Below are 16264 nucleotides of genomic sequence, written 5' to 3'. Positions count from 1 at the left end.
CGCAAGCAGGTCATGCCTGGCCCTGGGTGCAATATTGCCGGAATTTCCTTTTCCAGCAGAGTCTTGAACAAGGGCGTGGGCGTGATAGCCTGAAATCGATGAGACATCTGTTTCTCGCCCCGGTCCTGCTGGTGGCGATCGCCCTGCCCGGCTGCTCCCGGAAACAGCCAATCGCGTGCACGGCGCCCCGCAGCTATTGGTCCATGCCCGACGAGACAGGGCCCGAAGCAATCTACAATCGATTGACCCTCGATCAGCACGGCAAGGCGTATTGGAACGGCTCACCTGTATCAGATGCGGTTCTGGACCAGATGCTAAAGGCCACGCGCGGCTACGATCCGAGGCCACAATTGGTGCTGGAAACGGAGATGGGGCTACCCTGCGCACGGCTTGAAGCGGTTCGGGACAGGATCGACAACCTATTGGATTGCCGAAATAACCGAGGCACCTGCAGCGAGGGTTTCAGACTGCTCACCCCCTTGCCCGGCCATGGGGCCAATCCTGTTCCGGCACCGGACAAATGAAAAAAGGGCGGCCCCTTGCGGAGCCGCCCTTTCATACCTTCAGGCGTCCGGAAAGGATCAGCCTTCCGAAACGGTCGCCTTCACGATCTTGCCAGGCTCACGCGGCGGCTCGCCCTTGGGCAGCGCGTCGACGTTTTCCATGCCTTCGACCACCTGGCCCCACACGGTGTACTGCTTGTCGAGGAAGCGTGCATCGTCGAAGCAGATGAAGAACTGGCTGTTGGCCGAGTGCGGATAGCTGGTGCGGGCCATCGAGCAGACGCCGCGCACGTGCGGTTCGGCGTTGAATTCGGCCTGCAGGTCCGGCTTGTCCGAACCGCCCATGCCGGTGCCGTTGGGGCAGCCGCCCTGCGCCATGAAGCCCGGGATCACGCGGTGGAACTTGATGCCGTCGTAGAAGCCCTCGCCCACCAGTTCCTTGATGCGCTCAACGTGGCCGGGGGCCAGGTCGGGACGCAGCTTGATCTTGACGTCGCCGCCTTCGCCGTTGCCGGTGTCCAGAGTGAGGGTCAGAAATTCGTCGGCCATCGATAGTCTCCTGTTGTCCGCCACCATTCTTTTGCATCCGGCGGCACTGGCTTGGCCCCCGATATAGGGCAGATCATGGCAAAGTCACGCGCCGGGCATCGGAAGGGGCGCTGTAACCATCATTTTTCGCGCCGAGCTTTGCCCCTGCCGCTTGCCCCTGTTGCAATTGCGAAATTGGCGCGTAGACCGGCCATCATGACGGAACCGGATATCGACGAAGAGCTGAAGGATCGCGCGTTCGACGTGCAGGACGGCGCTTCCGATTCCGAGACCGAAAGCCACAAGGATTCGGGCAAAGATTCCGGCAAGGAATCCGAAAGCCTGGACGAGGACAACCACCTGAAGTCCGAATTCGTGCGCAGCGTGAAGGACGCGCTGCACGATGAGGATTTCGAGCGGGTCTACGACCTTGTCGAGCCGCTCCATCCGGCCGACATCGCCGACCTTTTCGAGCTGTTCGACGAACGCGAACGCTTGGACCTGGCCCGCGCCATCCGCGACTTGATGAGCGTCGAGGTGATCGCGGAACTCAACGACTGGGTGCGCGAGGCGCTGATGGAGGCGCTGCCCGCCGAAGTCGTCGCCGAAATCGCCGAGCAGCTGGATACCGACGACGCCGTCGCCATGCTGGAAGACCTCGACAAGGAAGACCAGCAGGCCGTCCTGGCCGAGATGGAGCCAGAAGACCGCGCCGCCATCGAATCGGCGCTGTCCTACCCCGAGGAATCCGCCGGCCGCCTGATGAGCCGCGATTTCGTCGCGGTGCCCGAATCCATGACGGTGGGCGACCTCATCGATTTCCTGCGCGAACATCGCGAGCTGCCCACCGAGTTCTGGGAAGTGTTCATCGTCGATCCGATGCACCGCCCTATCGGCACTTGCGCGCTCTCGTGGATCCTGCGCACCCCGCGCAACATCCCGCTCTACGATGTGATGTCGCGCGACCAGACGCTGATCCCGGTGGACATGGATCAGGAAGAAGTCGCACTGCGCTTCCAGAAATACGCACTGATCTCCGCCGCGGTGGTGGACGACGCCGGGCGGCTGATCGGCCAGATCACCGTCGACGATATCGTCCACATCATTCAGGAAGAGGCGAGCGAGGATATCCTGCGCCTGTCCGGCGCCGGCGATGGAGACATCAACGAGCCGATCCTGGTCACCGTGCGCACGCGTTTGGCGTGGCTGGTGGTGAACCTGGGCACGGCGATGATCGCGTCATCGGTGGTCGGGCTGTTCCAGGGGGCAATCGCCAAGTTCGCCATCTTGGCGGTGCTGATGCCGATCGTTTCGGGCATGGGCGGCAATGCCGGCACCCAGACGCTGGCCGTGGTGGTGCGCGCCATCGCCACCAACCAGCTGACCGATTCCAACACCGTGCGCATGATCTTCCGCGAACTCAGGATCGCGCTGACCAACGGCTTCGCCCTGGGGGCGCTGATCGGTACGGGCACATGGCTGCTGTTCCAGAACCCCCTGCTGGGCGCGGTGATCGCGACCGCCATGGTGGTGAACAACCTGACCGCAGGCCTCGCCGGCATCCTCGTCCCCGTCACGCTCGACCGCTTCCGTATCGACCCCGCCGTCTCTTCGGCCGTGTTCGTGACGACGGCGACGGATACGATGGGCTTCTTCTCGTTCCTCGGCCTCGCAGTGCTGACCGGGCTGGCCTGAGGCTGGCCGCCCGTCGATCCTCCCCTGCAAGGGGAGGGGGACCGCCGCAGGCGGTGGAGGGGTATCGCCCTCTCGATAGCATGACACCCCTCCGTCATCGCTGCGCGATGCCACCTCCCCTTGCAGGGGAGGATCGACGGCAGTTTAGAGAATATGCCCCGTGCGATCCCGCTTGGTGTCGAGGTAGCGGGCATTGTGCGGGTTCGGCGGCAGCTTATGCGGCACGCGCTCGGCCACGGTCACACCCACGCCTTCCAGCGCGGCGACTTTGGCCGGGTTGTTGGTCATCAGCCGGATCGCGTGGACGCCCAGCAGCTGCAGCATCCGCGCCGCGACCGGGAAGTCGCGCGCCTCGGTCGGCAGGCCAAGGCGGTTGTTGGCGTCCACCGTATCGAAGCCCTGATCCTGCAACTGATAGGCGCGCAGCTTGTTGACGAGGCCGATGCCCCGCCCTTCCTGCCGAAGATAGAGCAGCACGCCCCAGCCGCCGTTCGCCGCCTCATCCGCCATCGCCCGCAGCGCCGCGTCCAGCTGCGGGCCGCAGTCGCACTTCAGGCTGCCGAGGATGTCGCCGGTCAGGCATTCGGAATGGAGCCGTACCAGCGGCGCGCGGTCGCCGTCCTGCGTGCCGATCACCAGCGCGACATGTTCGCGCAAGTCGTCCAGCGCACGGAAGGCGACGATCTCGGCATCCTCCGCCGCCGCGACAGGCAGCCGGGCGCGGGAGGCGATCACGAGGTTGCCCACTTCCTTCCACGCGGCCAGATCTTCGGCCGAAACCTGCTGCGCCTCACCCACCGGCTCCGGCGCGACAAGGAAAGCGGGCAGGATACCGGCGAGCCGGGCCAGTTCCATCGCCGTGCGCGCGGCCTCGCCATCGTCGATATGTTCGGCCGCGAAAGGGCCTTTCATCGGATGGACCAGATCGAGCGCGGGATCGGCAATGGCGCGCGCGGCGGCCAGATCGAAAGGCTCTGCCGCGCGGATCAGCACCGGCGCTTCCGGCACGGCCGCCTCGCGCTGGTTGGCCAGCTTCAAGGTCACCGCCCGGGCGGCGGAGATCAGCATGCGCGGTGCCGTCACGCCCGGCGCGAAGCCGGTCTCGGCGGGCAGGAGTATGGAATGCTCGCCCACCCGGATCGGCCAGCCATGGCGCAGCGCATCCAGCGCCAGCGCCACGCGGCGGGAGGAGCCCTGCCCGCTCAGAGTTCGAACTCGGAGATCAGCGGAATGTGGTCGCTCGGCTGCTCCCAGCGCCGGGTTTCCTCCACGAAGCTGTGCGCGCGCGCCTGCTTGGCGAGGTCGGGCGAGGCCCACATGTGGTCCAGACGGCGCCCCTGATCCTTCTGGCGCCAGTAGCTGCGGTAGGACCACCAGGAGTAATTGCGCTCCGGCGCCGGGATGAACTGGCGGCCGAGGTCGACCCAGCCATGCGCGTCCTGAAAGCGGGTGAGCGTCTCCACCTCGATCGGGGTGTGGCTGACGACCTTGAGCAGCGCCTTGTGGTCGTAGACGTCCGATGCCAGCGGGGCGATGTTGAAGTCGCCGACGATCAGCGTGGGCCGGTCGATCTTGTCCGCCCAGCGCGTCATGCGTTCAAGAAAGTCCAGCTTCTGGCCGAACTTGGGATTGACCGTGCGATCGGCGATGTCGCCGCCGGCGGGGATGTAGACGTTTTCGAGGATCAGGCCCTGCCCTGCGCCTTGCAGTTCGACGCCGACATGGCGGGCCTCGCCATTGTCCTGCCAGTCGTGGCGGCTGAATTCGGTGAAGGGCACTTTCGAGACGGTGGCGACGCCGTGATAGCCCTTCTGCCCATGGATCGCGCGGTGGGTGTAGCCCAGGCGTTCGAACATCTCATGCGGGAAGAGATGCTCGGCGACCTTGATCTCCTGAAGGCAGAGGACGTCGGGGGCCTGCTCGGTAAGGAAACGCTCTACCTGATCGAGACGCAGGCGGACCGAATTGATGTTCCAGGTGGCAATTTTCATGGCCTTGGCTTTAGGGATGCCACCCGCGAATTGCCAGAGGTGCACGTGGGCGCCGGTGCGGTTGGGCAAAGAAAAAAGGAAGCGGGGCCCCCGCCTTCGCGGGGCGACGGTAGTTTTTGATTTCGGACGGCTCAAGCAGCGTTTGCGTTTTTCGGATCGAATTTTCCGTCCGGCGGGAGCGAGAATGCTGCCGATCGAGAACCGGAGCGGAGCGGCCTGAATGGCCGTGAGCACCGGAAGCGCAGAGCGGTAGTGTTCGCAGCCCCGCCGGGCGGAAAAGGCGACCCGAAAAAACAAAAACCCTCGGTCCGGGGGCAGAGGACCGAGGGTTCCTGTAAGCGTTCGTCACGCTAATATCAGAGCGGTTCACTCAGGAGGCGTGGGCAACAGGGGGGAAACCCGCCTCGAACCGTTCTGACCATTCCTATCTAGGTGCTCTTGGCTTTCTGCCAAGTGAACGGGCTGAAAGAAACTGTCACAGTTTGTCGCTAAGGGCGGTCAAAACTCGGCCAAGCGTTTTCCCGTATAGATGAAATCCGCCAAGCCTTTCCGACTCGGTTCAGCGACGGTTGCGCGGGCGGGGATCGTTGAAGCGGAAATCGTTGTCCGTCACCGGAACGCCGTACCGGTGGTTCGAAAGCGCGATCGTGGTGCGCTGATTCTGCGAATCGAGCGCCACCCAGTAGGACAGCTCAAGCCCGCCGGGGGCAGAGGCCTTGCGCGTGAAGATCAGGGTGATCACGCCGTATTCGGGGTGCGAACGATCGCGCACTTCCACCGAGATCACATTGGGATTGCCGGTGGGGCGCACGGTGCCGAACTTGGCCACGTCGCGCTTGGGATCGAGCAGCGCGCCCAGCGGGCTGTTGCCGATCGGCCAGCGCTGCACTTGATTCACGGCATAGTCGATCATCGTCAGCGCCTTGCCGTCGCCAACGATGAGCATGCGCGCGCTCTTCTCGTACTGGAAGCGGATCCGGCCCGGCCGGGCGAGCGTGAGCTGGCCGCTGACCGACTGGCCATTGCGGTCGGTCTGCACGAAATCGGCCTTCAGCGTGGTGATCGCGCGCAGCGCGGCCACTGCGGAATCGAGCTGCTGCTGCTCTGCGGGCGATGCCGCGAGCGCAGGGCTGGCCGGAAGGAGGGCAGGAACGGAAAGCGCGGCCAAAGTGGCCGCGCCTACGCAAGAGCGAAAGATCTTGAAGGTGCGGGTCATAAGCCTCCCATTGGGTTCACAGCCTTGAACCGCACCTGAAGCGCTTCGGTTCCGATTCGCATCGGAACCAGCGAATTACTTGATCTTGGCTTCCTTGAACTCGACGTGCTTGCGCACGACCGGGTCGTACTTGCGGAAGGTCATCTTCTCGGTCGTGTTGCGCGGGTTCTTCTTGGTGACGTAGAAGAAGCCGGTGTCGGCGGTCGAGACAAGACGGATCTTGACGGTTGCGGGCTTCGCCATGGCGGTTTCCTAATTCTCTCGTTTCAGCCGCCCTGGCAGGCCGGCATCGTTGAAAAAGCATAGAGGCGGTACGAGACCGCCCCTCAAGGCTGGGCCCCATGCTTTAGATGTCGGCCAGAGTCAAGGCCAACGAGCGATTCGGGGCTGCAAGTTTGGACCGTTGGGGGGCAGCCGGAAGCCCCGCGCGCGGTGATCGCGTCAATCGACGTCGAAGTCCTTGATCGGCTTCAGCACGCCGTATTTCTCGTTGTAGGGGGCGTGCGCCAGCCGCTCCATGCGAATCGCTGCAGGATCCACCTTGGTATCGGGCAACCGGTCCAGCAGATCGCGCACCAGGGTCAGGCGGCCACGGCGCTGATCGTTGAAATCCACCAGCGTCCACGGCGCATGCTTCTTGTGCGTGGCCTTCAGCATGTCCTCGCGCGCCTTGGTGTAATCCTCGTACTTCTCGCGCGCCGCGACGTCGATGGGAGAGAGTTTCCAGCGCTTCAGCGGATCGATCAGCCGTTCGTTCAGCCGCTCCTCCTGCTTGTCCTGATCGCAGGTCAGCCAATACTTGAACAGCAAGATGCCGTCGTCGACCAGCATACGTTCGAACACCGGAACCTGCTCCAGGAAGCGCTTCACCTCACCGGCGGTGGCGAAGCCCATGACTTTCTCGACACCGGCGCGGTTGTACCAGCTGCGATCGAACAGCACGATCTCTCCGCGGCTGGGCAGATGCTCGACATAGCGCTGGAAATACCACTGCCCGCGCTCGCGCTCGCTGGGGGCACCCAGCGCGACCGTGCGGCACTGGCGGGGGTTCAGCTGGCCGGATACCGCCTTGATCGCCCCGCCCTTGCCCGCGGTGTCGCGCCCTTCGAACAGCACGACAAGCCGCGCGCCGGTGGTCGAGGCCCAGCGGGCCATGCCCACCAGTTCCTCGAGCATCGGCTCCAGCAGGTTTTCGTAGGGCTTGCGGCCGAGTTTCTTTTGCTTGTCCTCGGCCATGGTCCTTCAGCCTTTCTCAGACCCGCGAAAGCAGGAACAGCGCCAATGCGCCAGCAACGATACGATACCACGCAAAAGGCGCAAAGCCCGAACGGCTTACGAAAGCCATGAATGCCTTGATGACGACCAGCGCCACCACGAAGGCGACCGCGAAGCCCACGCCGATCTCACCCCAGCCCACCGGGCCGGTGCCCGCCATCAGTTCATGGCGCGCGCCCAGCAGTTCCAGCGTGGTGGCGCCCAGCATCGTCGGCACCGCCAGGAAGAAGCTGAATTCGGCCGCCGTGCGGCGCTCCACGCCCATCGCCAGCGCGCCCATGATCGTCGCGCCGGAGCGGCTCACACCCGGCACCATCGCCAGGCACTGCGCCAGGCCGACGCCGAGGCAGGTCTTGACCGGAAGCTGGGCAACACCGCTCGGCGCACCGGGCTTGGCCACCTTCTCGATGCCGAGGATGGCGATGCCGCCGACGATCAGCGCCCAGGCCACCACCATCGGCTGGCCGAGCAGACCCTCGATATAGTGCTTCAGCAGCAGGCCCAGCACGGCAGAGGGCAGGAACGCCAGCAGAATGTTGCGCACGAAGCGGACGGAAACCGGATCCAGCCGCAGCAGGCCCGCGCCCACCGCCGTGAAGGTGCGCCAGAACTGCACGATCACCGCCAGGATCGCGCCCAGCTGGATGACGATATTGAACGTCGCCCATTGCGACGCATCGTATCCGAACAGTTCGGTGGCCAGGATGAGGTGCCCGGTCGAGGAGACCGGCAGAAACTCGGTGACGCCCTCGACGATGCCGAGGAGGATTGCGGTAAGGGTAAGGTCCATCGGCGCAAGGTCATGCCGCACGGGCGAGCCAAGTCAACCCGGTGCGGGGAAAGCGAGCCTCTATAATCGCTGGAAAAACGCGGCTTGGCGTATTTTCCTCTAAAGGAGCACCTTGCGCAGCGATTTCTCGATCTGCCCGCCGCAATAGGCATCGCCATAGTCCCGCCAGGAATCGCGGGCGAGCGCGGCCAGCGGCGGCATGTCCTGCATCCGCCGCACCAGTGCCGCCACCTGCGGCGCGGCCTCTTCCAGCAGCGCGGCAATGGGGGCGAAGCGATCGGCCATCGTAGACCAGAGAATGGCCGTGACGATATCGGCCACGCCGGGCGTTTCGGTGCCCAGCAGCGTGCCGCCCTCGTCCGTCAGACCATGGGCGCTTCCGGTCGCCTCCCAAATCTCCATCCAGCGACGCAGGCGCGGCACGAATTCGCGCCATTTCTCTTCCGTCCACATCTCGCGCCCGCCGTCGAGTGTGATCTCGTCGATCACGTCGTTGGCATCGTTGACCACTTTGATCGAAAGTGCGCGGCCCTCTGAGGAGGACGGCAAGAGGTCCAGCCGCTCACCCAGATAGAGCGCGATCGCCGGCATTTCGGCCACGGCAAAGCCGCTGGCGCCGTCGATCAGCACTGGCGGGCCCATGAAGGGCACGGGCTGGTCGGCCGGCGCCTTCGCCATCAGTGCGCCGATCTCGTCGCTGTCATGCTCGGCCCAGGTCTTGCCCGCGAAGGCCAGGATGCCGCGGATGAACTGCCCGCGAAAAGGAACGGGCCAATAATAGAGATCGAAGTCGGGCAACGGGCTTCTCCTCGCGGCGGGTCGCGTAGGGAAAGCGCCGCGCCGGGCAGTCGTTCCCAAAAGCCCAAACGGGGGCGGCCCAAACGGAAGCGGCCCGACCCGGATGGTTCCGGATCGGGCCGCGTCATTCGTTCAGGCCATAGCGGCTTACCAGATGCGCACGCGGTCCGCAGGCGCCTGGTAGAGCTTGTCGCCCGGCTTCACGTCGAAGGCCTTGTACCACTCGTCGAAGTTACGAACGAGGCCGTTGATGCGGTAGTGCGCAGGCGAGTGCGGGTCGGTCTTCAGCTGTTGGCGAACCGCTTCCTCGCGGTACTTGCTGCGCCAGACTTGCGCCCAGGCCATGAAGAAGCGCTGGTCGCCGGTCAGGCCGTCGATCACCGGCGCTTCCTTGCCGTTCAGCGAGAGCTTGTAGGCGCGGTAGGCGAGGCTGAGGCCGCCGAGGTCGCCGATGTTCTCACCCATGGTCAGCTTGCCGTTCACGCAGGTCTTGCCGTCGTCGAACGGGCAGAAGCTGTTGTACTGGGCTTCCAGTCGGTCCTGCAACTTCTGGAAGTTGGCCTTGTCGGCCGCGGTCCACCAATCGCGCAGGTTGCCCTGACCGTCGAACTTGGCGCCCTGATCGTCGAAGCCGTGGCCCATTTCGTGGCCGATCACCGCGCCGATGCCGCCGTAGTTCACAGCCGGATCGGCCGAGACGTTGAAGAACGGCGGCTGCAGGATCGCGGCGGGGAAGACGATCTCGTTGAACGAGGGGTTGTAGTAGGCGTTGATCGTCTGCGGCAGCATGAACCATTCGGCACGGTCCACCGGCTGGCCGAGGCGGCGCATCTGGTCACCGTTTTCCCACTTTTCGGAGGCCATCATGTTGCCCAGCGGATCGGTGGCGGAGAACGCCAGCCCTTCGTATTCCTTGAACTTGGCCGGCTGGCCGATCTTGGGCGTGAAGGCGTCCAGCTTGGCCACGGCGGCCTTGCGGGTGTCCGCGCTCATCCACGAAAGGTCGGCCAGATTGGCGGCCATCGCCTTGCGGAGGTTGCCGACGAGCGCTTCCATCGCCGCCTTGGCTTCGGGCGGATAGTACTTTTCGGCGTAGATCTTGCCGAGCAGTTCGCCCGACATGCCTTCCACCGCCGCGATGCCGCGCTTCCAGCGGGCGCGCTGTTCGGGCTGGCCGCTCATGACCTTGCCGTAGAAGGCAAAGTTGGCGTCATCGATGTCGCTGGGCAGGACGGAGGCGTGGGTGCGCAGGAACTGCGCGGCCAGCCAGGCCTGCCAGGTGGCGATCGGCACGCTTTCGATCAGCTTGGCCGCTTCGGGCACGCCGCCGCCGAACCAGGCAGCCGCCTGCGCCGCATCGATGCGCGCGTCCTTCAGCTCTTCGGCCGTCGGCGGCATCTGGTCGACCAGCACGTAGCCAGCCTTGCTGGCGCCCATGGTGTCGACGAAGGTCTTCATCAGGCCGGGCGAGGCCAGCCCTTCGAACTCGGCGAGCGAGAGCTTGTTGTAGGTCAGGTCCGGGTTGCGGCTGGCAGCGCGGTCCCAGTCGGCCTGCGCCAGACGGGTTTCCAGCGAGAGCACCGCCTTCGCCGAAGCCGCCGGATCGGTGTAGCCCGCCTTGCCGAGCAGGAAGGTCAGGTAATCGAGGTACTTGGCGCGGATTTCCTGCGAACGGGCATCGCTCTTCAGGTAGTAATCGCGGTCGGGCAGACCAAGGCCGCCGAGGCCCACCTGAAAGGCGTTGACGTCGCTGGCCTTGGCGTCGGGCGAGATATAGGCGCCCAGCGGCGAGGCATATCCCGGCGAAGCGAACAGCTTCATCAGGTCATCCGGCGTCTGCGCGGCGTAGATGCGCTGAAGGTAGGGCTGTGCGGGAGCGAGACCGGCCTTGTTGATCGCGTCCACGTCCATGAAGGCGCGATAGGCATCGGCCAAGCGCGCCGCGTCGCTGCCCGGTGCCGGGTTCGAGGCGAGCAGTTCGTCCATGATGCCGTGCAGGCGCTGTTCGGAAAGATCGCGCAGCGCGGTGAACGAGCCCCAGTTGGTGCGATCGCTGGGCAGCACCACGGCGTCGGACCACTTGCCGCTGACGTAGCGGTCGAAGTCGTCACCCGGCTTCACGCTCTTGTCTTCCCACTGCGTCTGGATGCCCGCACCGCCCCACGAGACCTTGGCGGGATCGACTTCCATCGGGTTCGACGTGGCCGCGGCGGGCGCCGCCTGCTGCGCGAAAGCCGGGGCCGAGAGGACGGTTGCAGAGACGAGCGCCGTGGTGGCGAGCGCCCTCAAAAGGGTGCGAGGCATGAGCAAGCCTTTCCGAATTTTGTAACACGCATGGAATACGGAACGGGCCAGGACGACCCGCATATGGCGCAACATAATTGCCAGCGCGGGCAACGCCAGCCCCTCGTTGCAGTTCGTCGGCGCCTGTCAGCCGTTCGTCGATTGCGACGAACCGTTTCGAGCCCGGACTAGGCGCCCATCCCCGTAACCATGTCGAACTGCAGGGCGGCCAGGCGCGCATAGAGGCCGCCGGCGCGCGTCAGGCTCTCGTGATTGCCCTCTTCGACGATGCGGCCGCCGTCCATCACGACGATACGATCCGCCTGCCGCACGGTGGCAAGGCGGTGCGCGATCACCAGCGTGGTGCGGCTGGCCATCAGCTTGTCCAGCGCATCCTGCACCAGCCGCTCGCTTTCGGCATCGAGCGCGCTGGTCGCTTCGTCCAGCAGCAGGATCGGCGCATCGCGCAGCAGCGCGCGGGCAATGGCAAGGCGCTGGCGCTGGCCGCCGGACAGGCGTGCGCCGTCCTCGCCGAGGAACGTGTCCAGCCCCTCGGGAAGCGCAAGCAGGAACTGTTCGGCATTGGCGGCGCGGGCGGCATCCCAGATCGCAGCGTCGTCGGCATTGGGGTTGCCATAGCGGAGGTTGTCGCGCGCAGAGGCGGCGAACAGCACGCCCTCCTGCGGCACCAGCGCGATGCGGCGGCGAATTTCGGAAGGATCGGCGGAAGTCAGCTGCACGCCATCGATCTTCACGACGCCGCTCTGCGGATCGTAGAAACGCTCGGCCAGCTGGAACAGCGTGGACTTGCCCGCGCCGGAGGGGCCGACGATGGCGACGGTCTCGCCCGGCTCCACGGTCAGGCTGAAATCGTGCAGCGCGGCAGTGTCCGGCCGGGCAGGATAGCGGAAGGTCACGCGTTCGAAGGCGATCTTGCCGCGCGCGGGCTGCGGCAGCACTTGCGGGCGCGCCGGTGCGGTGATCGCGGGCCGCTCGCCCAGCAGTTCAGCCAGTCGGCTGGCCGCCCCTGCCCCGCGCACCAGATCGCCGTAGACTTCGGTGAGCGAGCCGAAGGCGCCGGCAACGATGCCCGCCGTCACCACGAAAGCAGCGATAGTGCCGCCGCTGATCGTGCCTTCAGCCACGGCGATGGCGCCGCGCCAGAGGATCACGGTGATCGCCCCGAACACCAGGAACATGATCACCGCCGTCATCGCCGCGCGCAGGATGATGCGGTGCTTGCCGGTTTCGAACGTGCGCTCCACCGTGGCGGCGAAGCGGTTCATTTCGTGGCCTTCTTGGTTGAACGCCTGCACCACGCGCAACGCGCCGAACACCTCGCTGGTCATCGCGCCGATATCCGCCACGCGGTCCTGGCTGGACCGGGCGACCGCGCGCAACCGGCGGCCGAAAGCGGCGATCGGCAGGATCACCACGGGAATCGCGATGACGAGGCCCAGCGTCAGATGCGGGGCCAGCATGAACAGGTAGATCACCCCGCCCACCGCCATGATCGCGTTGCGCAGCGCGACCGAGACGGTGGTGCCGACCACCGTTTCGATGATCGCGGTATCTGCGGTCATGCGTGAGGCAATCTCCTTCGGGCTGTTTTCCTCGAAGAAGCTGGGGGACAGGGTGACGAGGTGGCGCTGCACGCGCAGGCGAATATCGGCAACGACACGCTCGCCCAGCCACGATACCGAATAGAACCGGATCGCGGTGGCGACGGAGAGCACGGTGACGACGCCCATCAGCATCGCGAACCACCAGCGGATCGCCGAAGGATCGGCCCCTTGCGCGAAGCCCTGATCGACGATCTGGCGGAAACCATAGGGAATCGCGAGAGTGGAGGTGGCGGTGGTCACCAGCGCGGCGCCGGCGATCCCCATCCGGCCGGGGTAATGGAACAGCTCTCGCCAGACCATGGCCAGCGCGCCTAGGCTCTTGCCCCGGCTGCTCCGGCTTTCCTTCATCGCGGCGCCGATTTCCTGCGCCTCATTCTGATCCACATCGGCTTGCATGGCCGTGCGCATTATCGTGTTGCAGGCTCCGGGAAAAGGCCCGCCGCGCCGGCCTGCCGATGGATGTTCCGGATAGTGTGATCGGGGTTTTTACGCGGTGCAAAACGGGACGACCCACGAATGCCGCATTGCACAAGTAGGTTTGGAGGCCCAAATGGGATCCGCAAACCCACGAAAGAACGGCCCAAAAAGAGGCCGTCGGGCACGTCGCGCAGGAGAATTCGCTTGCTTTACAACGCTTATGAACTGCAGCGCACCATGCTGAGCGGCGCCGCCGCCTGGGCATCGGTGGGCGCGGAAATGCTGACGAATCCGTCGATGCCGTTCAGCCATTTCGGATTCGGCCCGGTCATGGCCTCCGCGCTCGACGTTTTCGCGCACGCCACGATGTCGCGCGGCAAGCCGGAATTCGACATCGAGGAAACGACGGTGGGCGGCAAGACCTACCCCGTCACCGAAGCGATCGTGATGCACCGCCCTTACGGCAACCTGCTGCGCTTCGATCACCCCGGCCTGCCCAAAAACGCGCCCAAGCTGCTGATCGTCGCGCCGATGAGCGGCCACTTCGCCACGCTGCTGCGCGGCACCGTGGCGCGCATGGTGGAAAGCTGCGAGGTCTACATCACCGACTGGGCCGATGCGAAGATGGTGCCGCAGAGCGCCGGCCGCTTCGATCTGGACGACTATATCGACTACCTGATCGCCTTCCTTGAGCACATCGGCCCCGGCACGCACATGCTGGCGGTGTGCCAGCCCTCGGTCCCCGCCTTCGCGGCCGCCGCGATCATGGGCAAGCAGGGCAACCCCTGCCGCCCCGCCACGCTGACGATGATGGGCGGCCCGATCGACACGCGCGAGGCGCCCACCAGCGTCAACGACGTGGCGATGAACCAGCCGCTTTCGTGGTTCGAGCATAATGTCGTCGCCACCGTGCCGCTCACTTATCCAGGCGGCGGCCGCAAGGTCTATCCCGGCTTCCTGCAACTGGCGGGCTTCATGGCGATGAACCTGGGCAGCCACGTGATGAGCCACTACGGCATGTTCAAGCATCTGGTGGAAGGCGACGACGAGAGCGCCGCCTCCACCAAGGCGTTCTACGATGAATACCGCGCCGTCTGCGACATGACCGCCGAGTACTATCTGCAGACCGTGGAGCACGTGTTCCAGAAGCACTCGCTGCCCAACGGCGAATTCGTCCACCGCGGCGAGCGCATCGATCTGGGCGCGATCCGCGACACCGCGCTGCTCTCGGTAGAGGGCGAGCGTGACGACATCTCGGGCATCGGCCAGACCAAGGCAGCGCTGCACCTGGCCACCAACCTGCCGGAAGACCGCAAGAAGTACCTCTTGGCCGAAGGCGTGGGCCACTACGGCATCTTCAACGGCAGCAAATGGCGCAACCGCATCGCGCCGGTGGTGGAGGACTGGATCCGCCAGCACCAGCACAAGCCGCTGAAGGTGGTTGCCTGAATGAGACTCGCGGCATCGGGGGCTTCGTCCGCCGATGCCGCAAGCCTCCGGGCCGAGCCGCGAACCGCGTGCAGTTGCGCCATCGCGGGCCATTCGACTTTTCCCTTGCCCTCGGGCCCGCCGGACCGAACGCGCCCGCCAACTGTTTTCCACCGCAATCCTTCCCCAAGAGATCCAGGTTTTTCAGTTCGTTAACCGCAACGGCGCGCGGCAGTACGACGAACCGTTTTCCATGCGCGATAACCTGACGTTTCTCCGAAATTCGACGGAGTGGTTCGTATGGCGCCGTTAACCGAAATCGGTTAATCTACGGGCATGGAACACACGTTGGGTCGGCGTGCTGTCCTCATGGGTGGACTGGCGGCGGGGGCAAGCCTCGCGCTTCCAACCCGCGTGCTGGCAGCAGGGAACACTTCAGTTGACGGGGCATCCTCCGGGGTGACGGCGGGGTACGGCGTGGGCACATACGTCCGCACGCCTTACGAACGCCGGATTCTGGACGTTGCCGCGCGGCAGGTTGGCCGCGTGGGCAATACGCTGTGGCGCACCGATCTGGTTGGCATCGCCGACTTCTCGCAACCCTCATGGAAGCCGCGCCTGCATTTCGCCAATCTGGAAAGCGGCACCGTCCGCTCCTTCCTGCTGGCGCATGGGCGCGGGTCGGACCCGATGCACAGCGGCTGGCTGCAGAGCTTTTCCAATCTGCCGGGATCCGAAGCCACCTCGCGCGGGGCCTTCCTCACGTGCGAATGGTATCAGGGCAAGTACGGCACCTCGATCCGGCTCAAGGGGCTGGACGCGGACAATTCGGCCGCGCTGGAACGTGCCATCGTCATGCATCCGGCGTGGTACGTCGATGCGACGATGATCGCCAAGTGGGGCAAGATCGGCCGCAGCGAAGGCTGCTTCGCGATGAGCCCTGAAGATTTCAACGAGGCGCTGATCCACTTGTCCGGCGGCCGCCTGCTGTTTTCGGATCGCATCGGCGAAGGGTGAACGCCCCGCCCGCCAATCGCGGGCGATAATTAGACACCGCCGCGACAGGGTGTTACGGATCAGTCATGGATGGTCATCTCGCGGGGTTCAGGAAAGACGCGCCCACCGATGCGCGGCAAGTGCGTTCGCGCAAGGCGCTGAACGCAACCATGCTTGCGTTGCTCGAAGAACGCCCGTTCGACCAGATCACCATCCGCGAAATCGCCGCCCATGCCGGGATCGGCTATGCCACCTTCTTCCGCCACTATCCCACCAAGGAAGCGCTGCTGGGCGATGTCGCCTCGGAAGAGATCGCCGGCCTGCTGGCGATGACCATCCCGGTGCTGCGCGATGCCGACAGCTTCGAATCGACGCTGGCGCTGTGCCGCTATGTCGATGGGCATCGGGGCCTGTGGTCTGCCCTGCTAGCGGGCGGGGCCGCCGCCATCGTGCGGGACGAGTTCATTCGCCAGGCGCGCGGACTTGTCGGTCAGGTGGAAAATCCGGTGCAATGGCTGCCCTCCGATCTTGGCGTGGTCCACGGGACCGGGGCCACCTTCGACATTCTTGCCTGGTGGCTGGGCCACGGCCCGGACATGCCGCCAGAGGAAATCGCGCCGATCCTGCATCGGTTGGTGATCGCGCCGGTGCTGGGTGCAAGCGATGCCGCCCACGATGCCGACCGCCCGCTGACCAAGGCCCCCGCCACGGCGGTCTGA

At 65.2% G+C, this 16264-nt stretch carries 15 protein-coding genes; 5 read left to right on the top strand and 10 right to left on the bottom strand.

Annotation, left to right across the window (positions count from 1 at the left end):
- The first annotated feature begins 98 nt into the window (after nt 1-98).
- Entirely contained in the window at nt 99-524 is a 426-nt protein-coding gene (locus ACZ1JC_RS14730) for a hypothetical protein (protein WP_465136147.1), read from the top strand.
- A gap of 57 nt (nt 525-581) precedes the next feature.
- Here ACZ1JC_RS14730 and ACZ1JC_RS14725 read toward each other — a convergent pair whose 3' ends face one another.
- A complete protein-coding gene (locus ACZ1JC_RS14725; protein WP_465136148.1) occupies nt 582-1052 on the bottom strand; it encodes a peptidylprolyl isomerase in 471 nt (156 codons plus the stop codon).
- Nucleotides 1053-1247: 195 nt separating this feature from the next.
- Between ACZ1JC_RS14725 and mgtE the strand changes: the two genes are divergently transcribed.
- The gene (mgtE, locus tag ACZ1JC_RS14720) at nt 1248-2726 is read left to right on the top strand and encodes a magnesium transporter (protein WP_465136149.1); all 1479 of its coding nucleotides are present in this window, start codon (nt 1248-1250) and stop codon (nt 2724-2726) included.
- Between the two features lie 144 nt (nt 2727-2870).
- Here the strand turns inward: mgtE and ribA are convergent, their stop codons facing one another.
- The 9 genes from ribA to ACZ1JC_RS14675 all read right to left on the bottom strand — a co-directional run bounded on the left by ribA (nt 2871) and on the right by ACZ1JC_RS14675 (nt 13052).
- Nucleotides 2871-3905, bottom strand: coding sequence for a GTP cyclohydrolase II (gene ribA, locus ACZ1JC_RS14715; RefSeq protein WP_465136150.1), 1035 nt, complete (start codon nt 3903-3905; stop codon nt 2871-2873).
- 23 nt (nt 3906-3928) lie between these two features.
- Nucleotides 3929-4717 carry an exodeoxyribonuclease III gene (gene xth / locus ACZ1JC_RS14710; protein ID WP_465136151.1) on the bottom strand — a complete coding sequence of 263 codons (789 nt, stop codon included), beginning with the start codon at nt 4715-4717 and terminating at the stop codon, nt 3929-3931.
- A 559-nt stretch (nt 4718-5276) separates the two neighbouring features.
- Complete coding sequence (locus ACZ1JC_RS14705; RefSeq protein WP_465136152.1) at nt 5277-5933, bottom strand: LolA family protein; 657 nt, start codon at nt 5931-5933, stop codon at nt 5277-5279.
- A gap of 75 nt (nt 5934-6008) precedes the next feature.
- On the bottom strand, nt 6009-6176 hold the full coding sequence (gene rpmG, locus ACZ1JC_RS14700; RefSeq protein WP_086490179.1) for a 50S ribosomal protein L33: 168 nt from the start codon (nt 6174-6176) through the stop codon (nt 6009-6011).
- A gap of 198 nt (nt 6177-6374) precedes the next feature.
- On the bottom strand, nt 6375-7169 hold the full coding sequence (ppk2, locus tag ACZ1JC_RS14695) for a polyphosphate kinase 2 (RefSeq protein WP_465136153.1): 795 nt from the start codon (nt 7167-7169) through the stop codon (nt 6375-6377).
- 16 nt (nt 7170-7185) lie between these two features.
- Nucleotides 7186-7998, bottom strand: coding sequence for an undecaprenyl-diphosphate phosphatase (locus ACZ1JC_RS14690; RefSeq protein ID WP_465136154.1), 813 nt, complete (start codon nt 7996-7998; stop codon nt 7186-7188).
- A 99-nt stretch (nt 7999-8097) separates the two neighbouring features.
- Nucleotides 8098-8796, bottom strand: a complete 699-nt coding sequence (locus ACZ1JC_RS14685) for a glutathione S-transferase (protein WP_465136155.1) — start codon at nt 8794-8796, stop codon at nt 8098-8100.
- Between the two features lie 147 nt (nt 8797-8943).
- Nucleotides 8944-11100 carry a M13 family metallopeptidase gene (locus tag ACZ1JC_RS14680; protein WP_465136156.1) on the bottom strand — a complete coding sequence of 719 codons (2157 nt, stop codon included), beginning with the start codon at nt 11098-11100 and terminating at the stop codon, nt 8944-8946.
- A 167-nt stretch (nt 11101-11267) separates the two neighbouring features.
- The gene (locus tag ACZ1JC_RS14675; RefSeq protein ID WP_465138589.1) at nt 11268-13052 is read right to left on the bottom strand and encodes an ABC transporter transmembrane domain-containing protein; all 1785 of its coding nucleotides are present in this window, start codon (nt 13050-13052) and stop codon (nt 11268-11270) included.
- Nucleotides 13053-13325: 273 nt separating this feature from the next.
- Here ACZ1JC_RS14675 and ACZ1JC_RS14670 point away from each other — a divergent pair, with 273 nt between their 5' ends.
- The 3 genes from ACZ1JC_RS14670 (at nt 13326) to ACZ1JC_RS14660 (ending at nt 16264) form a co-directional block, all read left to right on the top strand.
- On the top strand, nt 13326-14570 hold the full coding sequence (locus ACZ1JC_RS14670) for a polyhydroxyalkanoate depolymerase (RefSeq protein WP_465136157.1): 1245 nt from the start codon (nt 13326-13328) through the stop codon (nt 14568-14570).
- 315 nt (nt 14571-14885) lie between these two features.
- Nucleotides 14886-15566, top strand: coding sequence for a murein L,D-transpeptidase catalytic domain-containing protein (locus ACZ1JC_RS14665; protein ID WP_465136158.1), 681 nt, complete (start codon nt 14886-14888; stop codon nt 15564-15566).
- A gap of 65 nt (nt 15567-15631) precedes the next feature.
- Nucleotides 15632-16264, top strand: a complete 633-nt coding sequence (locus tag ACZ1JC_RS14660; protein WP_465136159.1) for a TetR/AcrR family transcriptional regulator — start codon at nt 15632-15634, stop codon at nt 16262-16264.

The sequence above is a fragment of the Sphingomonas sp. BL-S-28 genome (assembly GCF_055521515.1).
This window is presented reverse-complemented; position numbering and strand designations above follow the sequence as displayed.